Source organism: Paraeggerthella sp. Marseille-Q4926 (assembly GCF_916618935.1).
GTDB lineage: Bacteria > Actinomycetota > Coriobacteriia > Coriobacteriales > Eggerthellaceae > Paraeggerthella > Paraeggerthella hominis.
The window spans coordinates 27,699-47,283 of the sequence record NZ_CAKAKF010000004.1; the positions used below are offsets into that span (position 1 = coordinate 27,699).

Sequence of the window (19,585 nt, forward strand, 5' to 3'; positions counted from 1 at the left end):
CCGCCCTGCTCCCAACCTTCGTCCCGCTGCCCCGACCGGCCCTGCAACCGCGAAGGGCCCGGCAATGCCGGACCCTTCGCTCGTTCGCATGAAAAGATACGCTAGTCGATAGGCGTCGCATCCAAGGTCAAGCTGTCGAAGTCCAGGGGATCTTCAACCGTGCATTCGTAGTTGCCGTCCTGGTCGATGCCGATCAGCACGTGGCTGCGGTCGCGCAGATTGCCCTCGACCACCTTTTGCGCGATACGGTCCACGATCTCGCGCTGGATGAGGCGCTTGAGCGGGCGCGCTCCGAAGATGGGATCGTAACCGTCGATGGACAAGTGCTCCATCGCGGCAGGCGTCACATCGAGCGTGATGCGACGATCCGCCAAACGCGCGCGCACTTCCTCAAGCTGCAGATCGACGATAGGCTCGATGTTCGTCATGTTGAGCGCGTTGAACACCACCACGTCGTCGATACGGTTGATGAACTCGGGCCTAAACGTCGCGCGCAGCGCGCCGTCGATGGCCTGCTTCATGGCCTTCTCGTCGCCATGCTCGGCAAATTCGCGAATGAACTGCGACCCCACGTTGCTGGTCATGATGATGATCGAGTTCTTGAACGACACCACGCGGCCCTGCCCGTCCGTCAAGCGGCCGTCATCGAGCACCTGCAGCAAGATGTTGAACACGTCCGGGTGGGCCTTTTCGATCTCGTCCAGCAAAATGACGCTGTACGGCTTGCGGCGCACGGCCTCGGTCAATTGGCCGCCTTCGTCGTAGCCCACGTATCCCGGAGGCGCGCCGATCAAGCGCTGCACGCTGAACTTCTCCATGTACTCGGACATGTCGATGCGCACCATGGCCTTCTCGCTGTCGAACAGGTATTCCGCCAGCGCCTTGGCCAGCTCCGTCTTGCCCACGCCCGTCGGGCCCAGGAACAGGAAGCTGCCGATGGGACGATCCGGGTCGGACAGGCCCGCGCGGTTGCGTCGAATAGCGCCGGCAACCGAGGACACGGCCTCGTCCTGGCCCACCACGCGCTCGTGCAGCTTATCCTCAAGGTCGACCAGCTTCGCCATTTCGCCCTGCATCATCTTCTGCACGGGGATGCCGGTCCAGGTGGACACCACTTCGGCAATCTCGTCGTCGGAGACTTCCTCTTTCAGGATAGCCCCGTCCTGCTGCTTGACGTTGAGCGCTTCCTCGGCGGCATGCAGCTGCTGCTGCAATGCGGGAATGCGCGCGTAGCGAATTTCGGATGCCTTCACTAGATCGCCCTCGCGCGTGGCGCGCTCCTCTTCAAGCTGGGCGCCTTCCAGCTCCAGCTTGAGGTTCTGCACGCTCTCGATCGCGTCCTTCTCGTTCTGCCATTCGGCCTTGCGCTTGTCCAAGTCCTCACGAGCCGACGCGATTTCACGACGCAGCACGTCAAGACGCTCGCGGGAAGCCTCGTCGCTCTCCTTCATGAGCGCCTGCTCCTCGATCTGCATCTGCGTGAGCTTGCGCTCGGCAGCGTCGACCTCTTCCGGCATGGAGTCGATCTCGATGCGCAGGCGGCTGGCAGCCTCGTCCATGAGGTCGATGGCCTTGTCAGGCAGGAATCGATCGGAGATATAGCGGTTCGAAAGCTCGGCCGCGGCAACGATGGCGCTATCGGTGATGCGCACGCCGTGATGGATCTCGTACTTTTCCTTAAGGCCGCGCAGGATAGCGATGGTGTCCTCGACCGTAGGCTCGCTGACCAGCACCGGCTGGAAACGACGCTCCAAAGCGGCGTCCTTCTCGATGTACTTTCGGTACTCGTCAAGCGTGGTCGCGCCAATCGCGTGCAGCTCGCCGCGGGCGAGGGCGGGCTTCAGCATGTTGCCCGCGTCCATGGAGCTGTCGCCCGTGGAACCGGCGCCCACGATGGTGTGCAGCTCGTCGATGAACAGGATGATGCGGCCTTCGCTCTGCTTGACTTCGCGCAGCACGGCCTTCAAGCGATCCTCGAACTCGCCGCGGTACTTGGCGCCGGCCAGCATCGCGCTCAGGTCCAGCGTGATGATGTCGCGATCCTTCAAGCTGGAGGGGACGTCCCCTGCCACGATGCGCTGCGCCAGACCTTCGACGATGGCCGTTTTGCCCGTTCCCGGCTCGCCGATGAGCACGGGGTTGTTCTTCGTGCGGCGGCTCAGCACCTGCACAGTGCGGCGGATTTCCTCGGCGCGGCCGATCACCGGGTCCAGCTTGCCTTCGCGCGCCTGCTGGGTCAGGTTCTGGCCGTACTGCTCCAACGCCTCGAACTGCACTTTATTCTGCTGGTCGGTCACGCGCGTGTCGCCGCGCAGCTCATCGTAGGCGGCTTCGATGGTCTTGCGCGTTACGCCCGCCACGCTCAAAACCTTGCCCGCCGCGCCCTTGTCTTCGGACAGGGCGATCAGCAGGTGCTCGCTTGTAGCGTAGCTGTCTCCCAGCTTTTCAGCCACCTTCACCGCATTGTCGATCACGCCCAGCAAAGCGGGACCGGGAATGCCGCTCATCATCATGTTGTTGTTGGAGCTGACCTTCGGCATGCGCTGAATCTCGGCATCCACGTTGGCAAGCAGCTGGAAAGGCTCCGCGCCGATGCGCTTGATGATAGCGGACAGATTGTTTTCCTTCGATTCGAGCAATGCCTTCAGCATGTGGATCGGTTCCGCCTGGGAGGCCTCGGCTTCAGAAGCGATCACGATCGTCTGCTGAAGCGCCTCCTGCGCGCTGAGGGCCAGCTTGTTCAAGTTGCCCATGTTCATATACGTTCCTCCTTCGCTTTCGTCTATGGCAAAAGCAAGTCTAGCTAGGGTAGCTGTCGAAACGAGGGCGGCAGGTCGGAAACGCGCACCAGGGCGCTGACGCTCTCGCGCGTTTCCAGCTCGTGCACGCGGTCGGCCAGGCGGCGAACGCGTTTGTGCAGGTCGTCAAGTTCGTTGTCGCGCTCGTCAAGGCGCCCCTGCAAATCCAGAATGCGGATGACGCCTGCCAAGTTGATGCCCTCGCCCGTCAGCTCGTTAATAAGCTCCAGGCGCTCGATGTCCGCTTGCGAGTACATGCGGGTGTTGCCGCTGGTGCGCTGCGGAGACACGAGGCCCTTCTGCTCATACGCACGCAAGGTCTGGGGATGCACGCCAGCCAGCTGCGCGGCCACGCTGATCATGTACAGCGGGCGGTTGCGGTCGGTACGTTCGCTCATTGCGCCCAGCTCCTCACGTCTTCCGTCGTCGCAGCCAGGTAATCTTCCATAGCCTTCTTCTGGCCTTCGTTCATTTCCTTCGGAACCAGCACCTTGACGGCAATTTTCAGATCGCCCGAGCCCTCGCCCTTCACCTTGGGAGCGCCCTTGCCGCGCACGGTCAGAACGGTGTCGTCCTGCGTGCCGGCGGGAACCTTCACGCGCACCTTCGTGCCGTCGGGCGTGGGAACCACCACGCTCGCGCCCAGCGCTGCCTCGGCCACGCTTACCGGCACGTCCATGAGCACGTCGGCGCCCTTGCGGCTGTAGTAGGGATGCTCGTCGATCTTGGTGGTGATCAGCAAGTCGCCCGATGCGCCGCCGTTTTCGCCCGGACCGCCCTTGCCCTTGAAGCGCAGACGACCGCCGTCGACGGCGCCGGCCGGAATCTTCACCGTCAAGGTTTCCGATTCGCCGCGGCCCGGAACGCGCACGGTCACGCGCTTCTCGGCACCCGAAAACGCCTCGTCGAACGTCACGTTCAACGTCACGTTCATGTCCTGGCCCTTGCGCGGGCGCGGCTGGCGGGCGCCGCCGAAACCGGAGCCGTTGAAGTCCCAATCGGAACCGAAGGCCCCTTCTCCGTGGCGAATGCTCTCCAGAATATCGGCCCAGCTGCCGAAGCCACCCGCGCCGCCGCCGAAGATGTCTTCGACGTTCACGGCACCGCCGCCCCAGCCTTGGGGAATATGGTTCTCGTTTGCCGTGCCGTACTGGTCGTACAGCTTGCGCTTCTTGTCGTCGGAAAGAACCTCGTACGCCTCGTTGATCTCCTTGAACTTCGCTTCGTCGCCGCCGGCGTCGGGATGGTGCGTTCGTGCCAGCTTGCGGAACGCCTTCTTTATCTCATCGGCCGTCGCCGTGCGTGGAACGCCCAGCGTCTTGTAATAGTCGGGAGTGGCCGACATGCGCTCCACCTTCCTTTCAATGTGAGGAGGCCCACGACATCGCGCCGAAGCCTCGCTGTTACCTGTTCATCATTAAGCAAAAGCGGGCTACCGTATGGTGTCGCCCGCTTGCCGTTGCTTTACTTCTTTTCCGCGTCTTCCTGCGGCTTTTCGCGTTTTGGTCCGCCGGTGGTAACGGTCACCATTGCGGGTCTCAAGACCTTTGATCCCATCTTGTAACCCTTTTGGTACACTTCGCTCACCGTTTCGTCGGGGACGCTTGCGTCATCGACCGTGGCAACCGCCTGGGCTTCCAGCGCATCAAACGCCTCGCCCGCCGGATCGATAACCTGCACGCCGTCCTTCGTCAACACGCCGACGAACTTCGCATGCACCGCCTTCACGCCGTCGAACAGTCCTGTTTCACCGTTCTTGGCTGCGTAGTCGATAGTGCGCTCGAAGTCGTCGATGACGGGGATCAGCCCGGAAACAAGCTTCTCCGTAGCGCGCGCTTTCTCGACTTCGCGCTGCTCGGTCGTGCGGCGACGGTACGTATCCCACTCGGCATGCAAGCGCATGAACTTGTCCTGCCACTCGCGCGCTTCCGCCTGGGCCTGGGCGACCAGCTCGTCGTTGGTCGGCTGGGCTTCCGCAGCAGCCTCGGCGCCTTCGGCCGAAGCCGCTCCAGGGGCGCCGCCCTCGGCCGATCCTTGCGGATCGACCGGGACAGCATCGGCCACGGCGTCGGAAGAGGAGGGGGCGCCGTCGCCCGCGTTGGCATCGCGTCCCTGCTGCTGAGACTCCTCGGCAGCAGCGCGAACGTCTTCAATGGGGATCTGCTTGCCTTCGCCTTGCGCCGCGCGCGCCGGCGAGGGTGTGCTCGGCTGGGCCATGGCGATTACTTCCCTTCCTTCGTGTCGTCGTCTTCGACAACCTCGTAGTCAGCTTCAATGGTGTCGTCAGCGGGAGCCGTTTCAGCGGCAGCCGCACCGGCACCGGCAGCGGCGCCCTCGGTGGAGTACACAACCTCGGCCAGCTTGTACCCGGCCTGCTGCATCTTCTCGGTCGCAGCCTTGATGGCATCCATATCGGAGCCCTCCAGAGCCGTCTTCGCCTCGGCGATGGCCTCTTCGGCAGCAGCCTTCACGTCAGCCGGAGCCTTGTCGCCCACTTCGGCCAGCGTCTGCTCGGTAGCGTTCACCAAAGCGTCGGCGTTATTGCGGATCTCGACTTCTTCCTTGCGCTTCCTGTCCTCTTCAGCATGCTGCTCGGCATCCTTCACCATGCGCTCGACCTCGTCGTCGTTCAGCGCGGTGGAACCGGAGATGGTGATCTGCTGCTGCTTGCCGGTGCCCAGGTCCTTGGCCGACACGTTCACGATGCCGTTGGCGTCGATGTCGAACGTAACCTCGATCTGAGGCACGCCGCGACGAGCCGCGGGGATACCGGTCAGCTGGAACTTGCCCAGCGTCTTGTTGTCGCCCGCCATCTGACGCTCGCCCTGCAGGACGTGGACCTCGACCGACGTCTGGTTGTCCGACGCGGTGGAGTAGATCTCGGTCTTGCGGGTCGGGATGGTGGTGTTGCGGTCGATCATCTTGGTCATCACGCCGCCCATGGTCTCGACGCCCAGCGAAAGCGGGGTCACGTCCAGCAGCAGGATGCCCTCGACGTCGCCAGCCAGCACGCCGCCCTGGACGGCAGCGCCCATGGCCACGACCTCGTCCGGGTTCACGGACATGTTCGGGTCCTTGCCGGTGAGCTTCTTCACGATGTCCTGCACGGCGGGCATACGGGTGGAGCCGCCCACCAGAATGACCTCGTCAAGGTCGCCGGACTTGAGGCCCGCGTCCTTGAGCGCGCGCTCGACAGGGGTGCGAACGCGATCCAGCAGGTCCTTCGTGATGCGCTCGAACTCAGCGCGGGTCAGCGTGTAGTCCAGGTGCTTCGGGCCGGACGCGTCAGCCGTGATGAAGGGCAGGTTGATGTTGGCCTGCGTGGTGGAGGACAGTTCCATCTTCGCCTTCTCGGCGGCTTCCTTCAGACGCTGCAGAGCCATCTTGTCGGCACGCAGGTCAATGCCGTTTTCAGCCTTGAACTTATCAGCCATCCAGTCGATGACGCGCTGGTCCCAGTCGTCGCCGCCCAGGTGGTTGTCGCCTGCGGTAGCCGCAACCTCGAATACGCCGTCGCCCAGCTCGAGAATGGACACGTCGAACGTGCCGCCGCCCAGGTCGAAGACGAGGATCTTCTCGTCCTTGTTGGTCTTGTCAAGGCCGTAGGCCAGCGCAGCGGCCGTCGGCTCGTTGATGATGCGAAGCACTTCGAGGCCCGCGATCTTGCCGGAATCCTTGGTGGCCTGGCGCTGAGCGTCGTTGAAGTACGCGGGAACCGTGATGACCGCCTGGGTCACCGGGCCGCCCAGCTGCTTCTCGGCGTCGTTCTTGAGCTTCTGCAGAACCATGGCGGAGATTTCCTCCGGCGTGTAGTCCTTGCCGTCGATGTCGACGACCGCACGACCGTCCTTGCCCTTCTGGACCTTGTAGCTGACGGTCTTCTGCTCTTCGCCCGTCTCGTTGAAGGAACGGCCGATGAAGCGCTTCACGGATGCAACCGTGTTCTCGGGATTGGTGACGGCCTGGTTCTTCGCGGCCTTGCCCACCACGCGCTCGCCGTCCTTGCGGAAGCCTTCGACGGACGGCGTGGTGCGGTCGCCCTCGGCGTTGACGAGGATTTCGGGCTCGGAACCCTCCATCACGGCCATGGCGGAGTTCGTGGTGCCCAAGTCGATGCCTAGAATCTTACCCATTATCATGCTTCCTCTCTGTTGGAGTTTGTAACCAATGTTCACGTGTCAGCAGTTGTTGTATTCGCACGCAATGCGCGCTCGGGAGCGCGCGGTCGTCAGCAAGGACCAAGCAAAAGGTGCTGCCTCGACGCTCAATCCGCTTTCGATGTTTTGGAATATATAATCTAAGTCTTTGGTTGTCAAGTTAGTTACCAATTTGTCACACAAGTTATTTCAACACGCCAACTATAGACACCGCAGCAACTCCTTCAGGGGCAATTCGGCACTTGTTACGCAGCATGCACGCACCTGTTGCAAGGCCGACGCTTCCGACAAGTTCACAAGACCGCGGACCAGCCCGCGAAGCAACGGCGCAGCCCGCGCAAGAATGAAAAGCCGGGCGCGAAGCGGCGGCAGCACCGGCGGCCAGAAGCGCCGGGACAACCGGATGAAGGCCCGCCGACCGAAAGCGTTGCGCGGCTAGCTCCGAACGCAAAAAAGCTCCCGCCTCCTGCGAAGGAGACGGGAGCTTCAAATTCGCTCAAGCGAGCAGTCCGAGTGAGGAAGTTACTCTTCGACAACCTCGGGAATGGCGCCCATGGGGCACTCTTCAACGCAATCGCCGCATGCGATGCAGGCGTCCTCGTTCACGACCTCAGCGACGCCGCCAACGACTTCGAGCACTTCCTGCGGGCACGCATCGACGCAGATGCCGCAGCCGATGCACTCATCGGCTTCGATAACCGGGTGAGCCATGATAACACTCCTTCTCGTCTTTAAAGCAACCCAGCGCCAAGGCCGGAGGGCTTCCCCAAAACTTCATGCCCGCAAGATACCATTATTCCCGCCGATTGCAAGAAAAAATGGTGAAATTCTCAGGGTGCGGCGCGAAAAGCGCCGTCGATTTACCATCGACAACCGCGCGGCGCTTTCAAGTCCCGCTTCAACAAGAACGGCTTCGAATATCTAGCAAATTCTGGGCAGTTGTTCCCCCACCAGCATGTCGAGGATGCGCGTGCCGCCGAAAGCCGTGCGCAAGAACACCTTGGAGCCGCGTTCCGGCTGCGCAGCGGTAACCTCTCCGATCATGGCGGCGTCGGCACCGTAGCGGTTCGCACGCATGGCAGCCAACGCGGCTTCGGCCTGATCGGCGGCTACCACGCACACCATTTTGCCCTCGTTCGCCACCTGAAGCACGTCGTAACCCAGCATGTCGCACGCGCCCTGTACGGCAGGCTTTACGGGAACGGCATCCTCTTCGATCGTGATGTCGGTCCCCGACTGCGCCGCAAGCTCGTTCAGCGTAGACGCCAAACCGCCGCGCGTAGGGTCGCGGAAGCAGCGCGTAGAAGGAGCCGCCGCAAGCACGTCGGCGATCAAATGGTTGAGGGGCGCGGCGTCGCTTTTCAGGTCGGCCGAGAACGAAAGAGATTCGCGACAGCTCATGATGGTGATGCCGTGATCGCCCAAGGTTCCCGTGACCAGCACTTTATCGCCAGGCTGGCACCGCGACCCGCCCAGGTCGATGCCTTCGGGAAGCGTGCCCACGCCCGAGGTGTTGATGTACACCCCATCGCCATGACCGCGGTTGACCACCTTCGTGTCGCCGGTGACCAGCGCAACGCCCGCTTCGCGAGCGCATTCGGCCATCGATGCGCAAATGCGCTTCAAATCCTCGATGGGAAATCCCTCTTCCAGCACGAATCCGCAGCTCAGATAGCGTGGCGTTGCGCCGCTTGTAGCCACATCGTTCACCGTGCCGCACACGGCCAAACGACCGATATCGCCGCCGGGGAAAAAATGCGGAGTAACCACGAAGCTGTCGGTCGAAAACGCCAAGCGCTCGCCCGGAGCAGGGGCGGGCAGCACCGCCGCATCGTCACCGCGCAACAGCTCGTCTCCGGCGTACGCCGCGAAGAAAACTTCGTCTATGATGCGTTTCATCATGGTACCGCCACTGCCGTGGCCCAACATGACCGTCGTGTCCATACTGCTCCCTACATATACTGCCCGGTCGTAGTTACGACCAGACGACCGTTCTGCACGCCCTTCGTGCCCAGAATAAGGTTCGCGATATCCTGCACCAAGCCTGTTTCACCGCGCACCACGATGACCTCCAGGCAATTGTGCGCATCCAGATGGACGTGCATCGAGGAAACGATTTCCTGAAAATACTCGTGCTGGATGGCGTGCAGCTTCTCTTGCAAATCGCTTGCATGGTGATCGAACACGATGGTGATCGTGCCCACCACCTCAACGCCGGGCGTGGAGCATTCGTCTTCCACCAGCGCATCCCGCACCAAGTCGCGCACGACTTCGCTGCGGTTCTTCGCCAGGCCGCGACGCGCTACCAGCTGGTCGAATCGAACAAGCAAATCCTCGGGCATTGCAACCGAGAACCGCATAAGATCATTGCCCATGGATGCTCCGCTTACACCAGGCTGACGGTAACGCCGCCCGCCGACTCGGCGTCGTCCTCAAGGGCGTCCTTGGCCTCGTCGAGCAACGCGCGCACATCGTCGAGCAGCGCCTGCGCCGCATGCAGCTTCTCGCTGACAGTAGCGTAGCCGGCATCGCCCGCCGTATGCCCAAGGGAGTGCGCCCAACGGCGCTCCAGCTTAATATGGTCGTCGATCTGGTCGATCATCTGCTCGAACTGACCCGTGTTGATACCGTTCGTGCACATAGCGAGCCTCCTTTATCGTACGGCAACCGCCCCTTGCAGGAAGCGCGGCGCAAGCTGCCCGTTTCTTGCTATCATGATTGTTATACGGCGAACCAGAATGGACCGCAAGGGACAGTGTGAAAAAATCTGCAAACGGTAACATGTACGAGGTCGCATTGGATGAAGCGTGGGAGCTGTTCGGAGCCCACCTGAGCGGCGCGCGCTCGGGGCTCGTGTGCGTGCTGAGCACGCAACAGCTTGACGAGCGCAGTCGCAATGCGCTGAACAGCTCCGCCGCAGCCCTCGGGTACGGGCGCGATGCCTGCCTGTTCGCAACGTTAGCCCCCGAGGGAACGCCCCTTGACAGCCAAGCGCTGTTTTTGCTGATCGAAGGCGTGGACCCGCTCTGCCTTGTCGCAACCGACGAGGCCGCTCTTAAGGCGCTTTGCGAGACGTACCGATGCAAAGCCGTTCCGGGAAAAGCGAGCCGCGTTTTCGGACGCACCTGCGTGGCGTTCCGGTCGTTTTCCCGCATGCTCGACGACGGCCAAGAAAAACAAGTGGCCTGGGCCCTGCTCAAGAAGCTTCCCAAACGGGGCGACGCAAAAGGGCGGGACCGGTAAAGCCGAGCGAGGCGGAGGGGCTACGTCACCGACCTTGCCCCTCCGCCCTATCTCGTCTTACCGGTCCCGCTTCCCATCGGGAGAGCCGGCCGAAGCCGGCCCTCCTTGCAACGCGAAACGCGTCCTCGAAAATTAAGCCGTCACCACTTCCGCAGCAGCAGCAAGAAGATCGCGCACCTCGTCCACGGTTTCGGCTTCGGCGTAAATGCGCACGAGCGGCTCGGTGCCGGAGGGGCGCATCATCACCCATGCATCGCCTTCCAGGTAAAACTTCACGCCGTCGCGACGATCGACGTCGACGACCTTTTTCCCGCACACGTTTTCGGGTGCGTAGCTCGGCACGATGTTCGCGCGGAAATTCGCCATCTGCTCGTCGGTGATGGTAAGACCCTGGCGCTCGAACTCCAGCTTGCCCACCTTCTGGAACATGTCGTCCACCAGCTGGCCCAGGCTCATGCCGCGCTGCGCCATGGTTTCGCACAGCAGCAACGCCATGAGCAGGCCGTCGCGCTCCATGACGTGGCCGGGAATGCCGATGCCGCCGGACTCCTCGCCGCCCAGCATGACGTCGCCCTTCTCCATCTCGGCGTAAATCCACTTGAAGCCCACGGGCGTGCTGGTCAGCTCCAGGCCCAAGCGCTTGCACTGGCGAGCCAGCATGGCCGACGCCGTGATGGTGGACACAACGCGGCCGGAAAGGCCCTTGTCCTCGGCCAGATGCGACGTAATCAGCGTGATGATGCGGTGCGGGTTCACAAAATTGCCGTGCTCGTCCACCGCGCCGATACGATCGGCATCGCCGTCGTTGATAAAGCCGGCATCGTAGCCCAGTTCGGGAACCTTCGCCAAGCAGCGGTCAACCCAGGGCGGAATGGGCTCGGGGTGCAGCCCGTCGAACGTGGGATCCTCGGCATTGTTGATCTCGCACACCTCAACGCCCAGATCGCGCAGCAGATTCGCCAGGTACAGGCGACCCGCTCCGTACAGCGGGTCCACCACCACGCGCAAGTTGGCGCTGCGGATAGCCTCGACGTCAACGCGCTCTTTCAGCGTAGCCAGGTACGGCGTCATGAGATCCACCGTCTCATACGTTCCGCGAGCTTCAAGAGGCTCGTCGACGAACGCCGCCTCCACGCGATCGGTGAAGTCCTTGCCCGCCGCGCCGCCGTCGGCCATACGCAACTTGACGCCCAGGTATTCAGCCGGGTTGTGACTGCTGGTGAGCATGATGCCGCCCACCGCGTCGGCGTCCTGCGCCACGGACCAGCACAGCGTGGGCGTGGGGCAGTAATCCTGCGTCAGCTTGACCGCAAAGCCCTGCGTCGCAGCAACCTCGGCCGCCAACTGCGCGTAGGCATGCGCATCCTGACGGCAATCATGACCGACGATCAACGTGCCCGGCGCGTCAGCCGGTCGGCCGGCCGCCACCGCGTCTTCCTTGAACATACGAGCGGCCGCGTCCACGACGCGCACCAGGTTATCGCTCGTGAAGTCTTCGCCGATGATAGCGCGCCATCCATCGGTGCCGAAGTGAATGTCTGCCACGAAACTTCCTTTCCTTATGGGTGCCGAAGCGCAAAGCGCCCGGCCACGTGCAAGGCATACTGCTGTTCATTATAGACAAATCGGCATCGATCGGACCAAGCCAACGCAAAAGAGGCGGATGAGAAGGCGCTGCTGCTTCGAGGAACTGCTTCGCGGCGGCGGGATTTGGCCGGCCAGCCGCCCCGGCCCAAACGCAAGCGCAGACCGCGGGGGAGGCGGTCTGCGCTTGGACGAGTGAAACGAGGAAACCGGAGAAGTTGGTCGTTTCATCACGTAGTACTTTAACGGCAATATTATCCTTTGTCAAGGATAATATTGCCGAACAAGGACCGTTCTTCATCAAGCAAGGGCACGTTTTGCAGGCAAACAAGGGCCCGCACAGCGCCAGCGATGGCCGCCGCCAGCACGGCAGCGGCACAGCAAGGGCATGTTGCTTTGGCGGGTTCGAGGAAAAACACGCCCGCAAGCTGGTATTATAAACATGCGAGAAAGCAACGCCTCGCACGAAAGACGAACTGAACGGATGCGCACGCGCTCATCCACGGGAGAGGAGACAGCCATGGCGAACAGGAACCTTGCCAAGAGCCACGAGGAAACTTGCGTGCTTGTCACGGGAGGCGCCGGGTTCATCGGTAGCCATACGTGCGTGGAGCTGCTGAATCAAGGATACCGCGTGGTCATCGTCGACGACCTGAGCAATTCGAGCGCCGTCGCGGTCGACCGCGTTCGTAGCATCACCGGACTTGCCGCCGACGACGATCGCTTGGCATTCTACGAAGCAAACATCCTGGACCGCAGCGCCTTAGCCGCCATCTTCGAGGAAAACGAGATAGACGCCATCATCCACTTTGCCGGATTCAAGGCCGTAGGCGAAAGCGTGCAAAAGCCGCTCGAATACTACTGGAACAACTTCGCGGGCACGCTGGCCCTGTGCGAGGTCGCGCGCGACCATGGCGTGAAGAACATCGTATTCTCGTCGAGCGCCACCGTGTACGGCGAGCCGGAGTTCATTCCCATCACCGAAGATTGCCCGAAGCACGACGCGACCAACCCCTACGGCTGGACGAAAAGCATGCTCGAGCAGGTGCTGACCGACCTGTACGTAGGCGACAACGAATGGAACGTCGTGCTGCTTCGCTACTTCAACCCCATCGGTGCGCACGAGAGCGGCCTGATCGGCGAAGACCCGAAGGGCATCCCGAACAACCTGCTGCCGTACGTTGCGCAAGTTGCCGTCGGCAAGCTGGAATGCGTCGGCGTGTTCGGCGACGACTACCCCACGCACGACGGCACGGGCGTGCGCGATTACATCCACGTAGTCGACCTGGCACGCGGGCACGTGGCAGCGCTCGATTGGATGGGCGGCAAAGTGGGCACCGGCAAGGCGAGCACCGCGGGAACGCTGGCCGGAACGCCGGCAGAGGACGGAACGCGCCGCGGCGTGGGCATCTTCAATCTGGGCACCGGCACCGGGTCGAGCGTGCTCGACGTCGTGCACGCATTCGAGCGTGCGTGCGGCAAGAAGCTGCCGTACGAAATCAAGCCGCGCCGTGCAGGCGACGTAGCGGTGAACTACGCAGCTTGCGACAAGGCGCGCGAAGAGCTGGGATGGGTCGCGCAGTACGATCTGGACCGCATGTGCGCCGACAGCTGGCGTTGGCAGTCCACGAATCCCGACGGTTACGCCACCGCATAGCGCACCGCAGCAAAGAAGGGGCCTCGGCCCCTTCTTTTTCTTTTGACATCGACGGAAGCAAGGCTTAACCCCTCCCGCCCTGCACCGCCCTCGCTCATCTACAGGGAGTCTTTGTCTCGCTTTTCTTCGTACATTGCGCTGTCGGCAGCATCGAAAAGCTCTTGGTAGGTTTTGCCGTCCTGCGGGAAAAACGCCGTGCCAACGCTCATTCCCAAGTCGAATCCCATCTCAAGGGAGACCGCCTTCGCTTGTGCGCGCAAAGTGGCCTGAATTTCCCGAGCATCGGAAAGCCCGTCGTCCGACAAAACGAACGCCGCGAACTCGTCCCCGCCCACTCGACCGACAACCCCGCGCCGATCGAAGACCTCGCGAAGCACCCGAGCGATGGTCGCAAGTGCGCGGTCGCCCGCCAAATGACCGTACGAATCATTCACCAGCTTGAAATCGTCCACATCGATCACGAACAGGATGCCGGGATCACCTGCGTTGAGCATAGTCTCTATGCGCTCCTGAACGGCAAGTTTGTTTAGCACGCCGGTCAGCCCGTCAAGCCTCAGCCGATGTTCGAGTCGCTCTTCTTTTTTCCGCTGGTCGTCGACATCGACAATCTTCACGACCGCGCGATACGGCTGCGACCCCTCGTACAAATAGCGGAACGTGAAGCTGAACCAGCGATACTCGTCCAAAATCGACCGAACGCGGCACAGCACCACGCGCGTCTCGCTTGGATGCGGGTTTTCAAGCGCTTCAACTAGAGCGTCGTAGTCATCTTCGCACACGTCGATCAAAGACCGTCCGCGCTCAAGATAGGACTGAGCCGACAGCTCCTCCAACCGAAACACCTCGCGCGCGTTCGGCGTCAGCTCAAGAACGTCGGTCGCGTACGAATATTCAAGCAGTACGGTATCGGAGAACTCGGCGAGCACCGTATAGCGCTCCGCATCGCGACGCGCTCGACGACGAATGCCGCCCACCGCAAAAACCATGATCACGCACGCAGCAACGCCAACGCCAACCAGCGAGGCGCCCGTTGTTACCGTCCCCTCCAGGATATGCTCGGCATGCCGAGCAAGATCGCTCTCTTCGGTAAAGTTGACGATATTCCAATCGTTGATCCCTAACGGCGCTATCGTCATAAACACGGTCGAGCCGCCATCGGAGCCGATCACGGTGGTTATCACTTCGTTGTCTTTTTGAATGCCCGAGCGCACCTGATCCACGGCCTGCAGCGAGCACCCGCGCTCTTCCAGCAGCTCGAACAGATTGACCCCGGCCAATCCTTCCGTATTTTGGCGCACGGGAATGATGGATCCGTCTTTTTTAACCAGCAGCGAGGATATCAACGTAACCTGGGTGTCCTCCTGGCTTGTTTGCAGCAACGTGGAAGCATCGACCACGCTTCTCAGCACGGCAACCACGCGGTCGTCCTTCACCACCGGCTCTGCAACACTATAATAGTAGCCGTCGTAGCGCTCGGATTTGCGTACCTCGGAAACCACCGACTGGCCTGCTTTCAGTCGAGTGAGAATGTCGATCTGCTCGTCCTTCCAAAGAACGTTGACTTCCAAGCCTGCTTCCAATTCCTCTATGGAAGAGTAAACAACCCGAAACAGCCCCTTCTCGTTCCACGACTGCAAGTACGTCGCGTACATCTCACCCTGAGATTCAAGATCGATGGATTCGGCAAGCGCACGCATAGACGAAAGAACGCCGCGCGTTTCGTGGATGGAAGATTCAACCTCCACTTTCTGAGCAAGCGTATAGTCGCTCATGCTCTCGGTTGTCATCACGACGAATTCGGCATTCAGAAAGCGGGAAAACGAGTTGAAAATGCCGAATATGACCACTCCGACTATCGCTACAGACAAGCCGAGCGCAATAAGAGTACGCGAAAAATACGGCGAATCCCATCCGACGAGTCGCCGCATGACACCCTTATATTTCCACCGCATGTTCACGACACCAACATCTCACGACTGTCCAGAAGGGGCAAGGTTGTAGCGATTATACACCCCATCGGACAAGATGCCCCGCAAACCGCGCACAAGGCACGCTAGGCAGCCAAACCGCCTGCAGAGCCCGAAGCTCCGCCTCCACCAGGAGCGTTCGCATCGCCCGAGCCGGTGCCCGCAGAGCCCCCGGCGCCAACCGCGCCGGAAGAACCCGCGCCGCCCGTGCCTCCCCCCGATCCGGTGCCGGAGCCCGTCGCGCCCGTGCCTCCCGCAGCCGGCGCTTGATTGCTCGTCGAGCCTGAGGAGGACCCTCCGTAATATAGGGAGTTATCCACGTATCCCGAACTGCCGCCCGAATTGGACGTGCTCGACGAAACGGAGGGGCCGCCAGCAGACGTAATTCCACTGGGGTCGCCGCCTTCGTCGACAACCTTCATCATCTCTTTAGTCTTTTCGGCGTCGTTGATAACGTAAGACACCTCGTTGATGTACTGGGTGTACGAAGGCAGCATGGCCGAGTAGATGGTCAGCTCGCCATCATCGCGGAACTGCTGCGCCAGCGAAATGATGTCGTTCACGGACAAGTCGGTGGTCACGCTTTGCGCAGCGCTTTGAATAACGCCCGGAAGCTCCGTAACGGGCAAAGCGAGCACCTTGTTGACGATCGCCATGATCAGCTTGCGCTGGTTGGCCGTACGCGTGAAGTCGCCGTCGACGTACGCACGGCTGCGCGCGAACACGAGCGCCTGGTTGCCGTCAAGATGCTGCTCGCCCTCTTCGATGATGACGCGCGGCCATTCCGGATGCGCGGACGTTCCGTCGGCGTCGGGGTCGTCAACCCGCTCGTCCACCACGATGTCCACGCCGCCCACGGCATCGACCAGGCCTTTCAGCTCTTCGAAGTTGACCTCGGCATAGTGGGAAATATCCACGTTCAAAAGCTTGCTGGCCTCTTTGATGGCACCAGCCGCGCCGCTGTAGTTGTACGCGGCATTGAACTTGTTCGTGCCGTATCCGTCGATTTCGATTTTCGTGTCACGAGGAATGGACACCATAGTCGCCTGGTTTTTGGCGGGATCGACGCGCACAACGATGTTGGTATCGGAACGCGCGCCGGCAGAGGGGTCGTCGTCAAGACGGTCGGAGCCGATGAGCATCATGTAGAACGGCTCGGTAAACGCCGGATTGGAGACCGGCTTCAGCGCATCGCTGATGGCGCTCAGCTCGGATTCGGACTTGGTGCCCTGGTTGAGCTGCCTGTTGACGCCGTCCATCCAGAAAGCAAACGCCGTTCCTCCGCCCACAACAGCCACCAGCAACGCCGCGAGCACGCCAACCGCAATCTTCTTGCCACGATTCGACTTGCGAGAAGATGCGGTCGAATAAGACGCGTTGTTGCGGGAGTACTGGCTTACCGCAGTTTGTCGGCCGTAGGCACCGTTCGCGCCCGATCCTTGGCTGCCCGGCGTGTAAGCCGATCGATAGCCGGCGTACGAAGAGGGCTCGCCCGCACCGCCCTGGGAAAACGAGCCCGCTTGAGCCCGAGAAGCAATCCGCCCCGATTGCGCAGCCTTCGCCGAACGAACGGCGCGCGCCGATTGGGGAGCGCGAGACGAACGGGCCGCGGGACGGCTGGTGCGAGAGTTTTTTGGCGCCATATATTCTCCTCAACGACCCTTCGCGCGAACGGAGCGCGGTACAGAACGAGCCATGCACCGTCTCCCCGTCGGCGAAAGGCATCGGCTGCCAGGGCCTCAGTCTTCAAAACCTACCCGAACCCCCCGATGCCCAAACGATTCGCAAACCGTCCATATACCGGCATCCGCAGATTCGACGCGTATGGCATATATTGTAGCATCGATCGATTACAACCATAAAATAGGCATGCGCTGGGTACAAAGCGCACATTTTCCGAATTAGTGCAGAAACGTATTCTGGCGGTTACGCCGTTTCCCTTGGCTGGCAGTAGCCTGTTCTTCATGCATTCAGGCTTGGGACATAATAACCCTTCTCACCAGGAGTTTGACGAAGGAAGGCTCTCGTATGTTCTGGCCGAAAACGTCAAGCGCCTGCGCCTTGAAGCCAAGATAAACAAGCACACGTTCTCCCTCATGCTGGGCATAGGACGCCCGTTTCTCAACAAGATAGAAAGCGGGCTTGCCGATCCTCGGCTCTCCGTCATTGTGAAGATAGCCGACGCGCTCGAAACAACCCCCGAAGAACTGCTCACCACGCAAAAGCCAGCCGACAGGAAAAAGCGTTCGCCCATCGGTCTGCGCAGCGACGCGGACCACGCGCGCCTTCGCTAAGCGCCAAGCAAGGCGCCCGGGGGAGGAATCCGGGCGCCCGCTTGCTACTCTTGCCGCAAAGCTTCGATAGGCCGCAGCTTCGAAGCCCGGTACGCGGGGAAAATACCGAAAACCAGGCCGATAAACGTGCTTGCGCCGAACGCGATGCCCACAATGGACGGGGAAACCACGCAGGCCATGCCGACGAACTCGGCCAGCTTGCAGAAGCCCACGCCGAACACGATGCCGAGCGTACCGCCCAACAAGCTTATGAGCAGGGCTTCCACCAAGAATTGGAACATGATGTCGCCGCAGCGAGCGCCAAGGGCCTTCTTGATGCCCACCTCGCGGATGCGCTCCGCAACCGAAACCAGCATGACGTTCATAACGCCGATGCCCGCAACCAGCAGCGATATGCTGGCAACCCCGGCAAGAAGGACCGTCATGGTCTTGTTGATGGAGCCGCCCGCGTTCAGCATTTCGTCTTGAGTGTTCACGACGAAATTGAACGGCGAGATGTTCTTGTCGACCCTCAGATAGCTCGACACCGCCTGTTTTACCTGCTGAACGCTGTTTTCGTCCGTTGCGCGAACATACACCGAATCGATCTTGCCGTCGGCGCCCAAAGCGTACGCGGCGGGAATCGGGACAATCACCACGCTTCCCGTGCTGAGGCCCATGGACGCGCCCTGCTCTTTGAGAACGCCCACCACGGTGAACTCGTTGCCGCCGATCTTGACCGTACGGCCCACCACGTCGGTGGTGCCGAACAGATCGCGAGCAACCGAACCGCCCAGCACGGTAACGTTCGACTTGTTGGCGCGATCCACCGAGGAAAGATTGCGGCCCGCGGCCAGTTCCAGGTTCCGGGCAGCCAGATACTGCTCGTCAGACCCCTCCACCGTCGCGCGGCTCGAATGCTTCGCGCCAACGCTCACCGAAGCGTTCACGTTTTTTGCAGGAGCCACCTTCGCAACGTTCGAAAGCTCGGATATGGACGACAGGTCGTTGTAATCAAGGGACGCCTCGAACAAAAGCGCCGAGATGACATCGCCTCCGAGCGCCTTCATTCGCTCGGAAACCTGGCGGTTCGAGCCGTCGCTCATGCCCACGAGAACGATCACCGAGGAAATGCCGATGATCAGCCCAAGCATGGTGAGCGCCGTGCGAAGCCTGTTGCGCGCAACGTTGCCCAACGCCTCTTTCGCTATCTGCACCCATTTCATACGGCTTTCGCCTCCTCGTACAGCACGCCGTCGGCTATGGTCACAGTGCGGTTCGCCTCCAGGGCAAGCTCGGGGTTGTGCGTGATCAGCACCACGGTTTGCCCTTGAGCGTTCAGTTCCTTGAGCATGTCCATGATCTCGACGCTCGTGCGCGAATCAAGCGCGCCAGTAGGCTCGTCCGCCAACAAGATTTCGGGCATGCCCGCAAGAGCGCGCGCAATGGCGACGCGCTGCTGCTGGCCGCCGGACAGCTGGGTTGGCCGATGCTTCTCACGCCCGGCAAGCCCAACCTTCTCCAGCATGCAATTCGCCAAACGGTCGGCCTCCGCCACGCGCATGCCCCGGTACAGCAACGGCAGACGCACGTTCTCTCGCGCGTTCATGTTCCCCAGCAGGTTGAAGTGCTGGAATACGAAGCCGATCTTTCGGTTCCTCACGCCGGCAAGCCGATCGTCCGACATGCGGGAAACGTCTTCGCCGTCAAGCAAGTACGTGCCCGAATCAGGCGAATCCAGAAGCCCGATCATATTCATGAGCGTGGACTTGCCCGAACCCGACGGCCCCACGATGGCAACGAACTCCCCGCGCTTCACCTGGAAACTCACGTTGTCGAGCGCGCGCACCTCGTCGTCTCCCATGCGGTAGGTTTTTGTAAGATGGGTCATGGAAATCATGAGAGC

Annotated in this window: 18 protein-coding genes; 4 read left to right on the top strand and 14 right to left on the bottom strand. The window is 61.4% G+C overall.

The window, feature by feature from the left end; genetic code table 11:
- Positions 1 to 101: 101 nt before the first annotated feature.
- The 9 genes from clpB to LG373_RS08730 form a co-directional block, all read right to left on the bottom strand.
- On the bottom strand, positions 102 to 2,759 hold the full coding sequence (gene clpB, locus LG373_RS08690; RefSeq protein ID WP_225749577.1) for an ATP-dependent chaperone ClpB: 2,658 nt from the start codon (positions 2,757 to 2,759) through the stop codon (positions 102 to 104).
- A 44-nt stretch (positions 2,760 to 2,803) separates the two neighbouring features.
- Entirely contained in the window at positions 2,804 to 3,196 is a 393-nt protein-coding gene (locus LG373_RS08695) for a heat shock protein transcriptional repressor HspR (RefSeq protein WP_114566624.1), read from the bottom strand.
- Entirely contained in the window at positions 3,193 to 4,143 is a 951-nt protein-coding gene (locus LG373_RS08700) for a DnaJ C-terminal domain-containing protein (RefSeq protein WP_114566625.1), read from the bottom strand. Before LG373_RS08700 ends, LG373_RS08695 begins: the two co-directional genes overlap by 4 nt.
- A gap of 119 nt (positions 4,144 to 4,262) precedes the next feature.
- Entirely contained in the window at positions 4,263 to 5,015 is a 753-nt protein-coding gene (locus LG373_RS08705) for a nucleotide exchange factor GrpE (RefSeq protein WP_114566626.1), read from the bottom strand.
- A gap of 5 nt (positions 5,016 to 5,020) precedes the next feature.
- A complete protein-coding gene (dnaK, locus tag LG373_RS08710) occupies positions 5,021 to 6,931 on the bottom strand; it encodes a molecular chaperone DnaK (RefSeq protein ID WP_225749578.1) in 1,911 nt (636 codons plus the stop codon).
- A gap of 546 nt (positions 6,932 to 7,477) precedes the next feature.
- Positions 7,478 to 7,666 carry an ATP-binding protein gene (locus LG373_RS08715; RefSeq protein ID WP_114566628.1) on the bottom strand — a complete coding sequence of 63 codons (189 nt, stop codon included), beginning with the start codon at positions 7,664 to 7,666 and terminating at the stop codon, positions 7,478 to 7,480.
- 210 nt (positions 7,667 to 7,876) lie between these two features.
- Positions 7,877 to 8,899 carry a hydrogenase expression/formation protein HypE gene (hypE, locus tag LG373_RS08720; protein ID WP_225749579.1) on the bottom strand — a complete coding sequence of 341 codons (1,023 nt, stop codon included), beginning with the start codon at positions 8,897 to 8,899 and terminating at the stop codon, positions 7,877 to 7,879.
- A gap of 8 nt (positions 8,900 to 8,907) precedes the next feature.
- A complete protein-coding gene (gene nikR, locus LG373_RS08725; protein ID WP_114566630.1) occupies positions 8,908 to 9,330 on the bottom strand; it encodes a nickel-responsive transcriptional regulator NikR in 423 nt (140 codons plus the stop codon).
- A gap of 11 nt (positions 9,331 to 9,341) precedes the next feature.
- Positions 9,342 to 9,596 (bottom strand): dynein gamma chain protein, encoded by a 255-nt coding sequence (locus LG373_RS08730; RefSeq protein WP_114566631.1) that lies wholly within the window; start codon positions 9,594 to 9,596, stop codon positions 9,342 to 9,344.
- A gap of 116 nt (positions 9,597 to 9,712) precedes the next feature.
- On the opposite strand from LG373_RS08730, the gene LG373_RS08735 reads away from it, so the two are divergent.
- Positions 9,713 to 10,198: a hypothetical protein gene (locus tag LG373_RS08735; RefSeq protein WP_225749580.1), complete on the top strand. Its 486-nt coding sequence runs from the start codon at positions 9,713 to 9,715 to the stop codon at positions 10,196 to 10,198.
- A 132-nt stretch (positions 10,199 to 10,330) separates the two neighbouring features.
- Here the strand turns inward: LG373_RS08735 and LG373_RS08740 are convergent, their stop codons facing one another.
- Positions 10,331 to 11,743 carry a phosphoglucosamine mutase gene (locus LG373_RS08740; RefSeq protein ID WP_216529192.1) on the bottom strand — a complete coding sequence of 471 codons (1,413 nt, stop codon included), beginning with the start codon at positions 11,741 to 11,743 and terminating at the stop codon, positions 10,331 to 10,333.
- 257 nt (positions 11,744 to 12,000) lie between these two features.
- Here LG373_RS08740 and LG373_RS08745 point away from each other — a divergent pair, with 257 nt between their 5' ends.
- Both LG373_RS08745 and galE read left to right on the top strand, forming a co-directional pair.
- Positions 12,001 to 12,222, top strand: a complete 222-nt coding sequence (locus LG373_RS08745) for a hypothetical protein (protein ID WP_225749581.1) — start codon at positions 12,001 to 12,003, stop codon at positions 12,220 to 12,222.
- 80 nt (positions 12,223 to 12,302) lie between these two features.
- Positions 12,303 to 13,439, top strand: a complete 1,137-nt coding sequence (galE, locus tag LG373_RS08750; protein ID WP_225749582.1) for a UDP-glucose 4-epimerase GalE — start codon at positions 12,303 to 12,305, stop codon at positions 13,437 to 13,439.
- 98 nt (positions 13,440 to 13,537) lie between these two features.
- Here galE and LG373_RS08755 read toward each other — a convergent pair whose 3' ends face one another.
- Positions 13,538 to 15,307 (bottom strand): GGDEF domain-containing protein, encoded by a 1,770-nt coding sequence (locus LG373_RS08755; protein ID WP_225749583.1) that lies wholly within the window; start codon positions 15,305 to 15,307, stop codon positions 13,538 to 13,540.
- 185 nt (positions 15,308 to 15,492) lie between these two features.
- A complete protein-coding gene (locus LG373_RS08760) occupies positions 15,493 to 17,049 on the bottom strand; it encodes an LCP family protein (protein WP_114566635.1) in 1,557 nt (518 codons plus the stop codon).
- A 333-nt stretch (positions 17,050 to 17,382) separates the two neighbouring features.
- Here LG373_RS08760 and LG373_RS08765 point away from each other — a divergent pair, with 333 nt between their 5' ends.
- Positions 17,383 to 17,700 (top strand): helix-turn-helix domain-containing protein, encoded by a 318-nt coding sequence (locus LG373_RS08765; protein WP_181792541.1) that lies wholly within the window; start codon positions 17,383 to 17,385, stop codon positions 17,698 to 17,700.
- Positions 17,701 to 17,744: 44 nt separating this feature from the next.
- Here the strand turns inward: LG373_RS08765 and LG373_RS08770 are convergent, their stop codons facing one another.
- Together LG373_RS08770 and LG373_RS08775 are read right to left on the bottom strand one after the other, a co-directional pair.
- Positions 17,745 to 18,905, bottom strand: coding sequence for an ABC transporter permease (locus LG373_RS08770; RefSeq protein ID WP_114566637.1), 1,161 nt, complete (start codon positions 18,903 to 18,905; stop codon positions 17,745 to 17,747).
- Positions 18,902 to 19,579, bottom strand: a complete 678-nt coding sequence (locus tag LG373_RS08775; protein ID WP_225749584.1) for an ABC transporter ATP-binding protein — start codon at positions 19,577 to 19,579, stop codon at positions 18,902 to 18,904. The genes LG373_RS08770 and LG373_RS08775 overlap by 4 nt, the downstream gene beginning before the upstream one ends.
- Between the last annotated feature and the right edge of the window lie 6 nt (positions 19,580 to 19,585).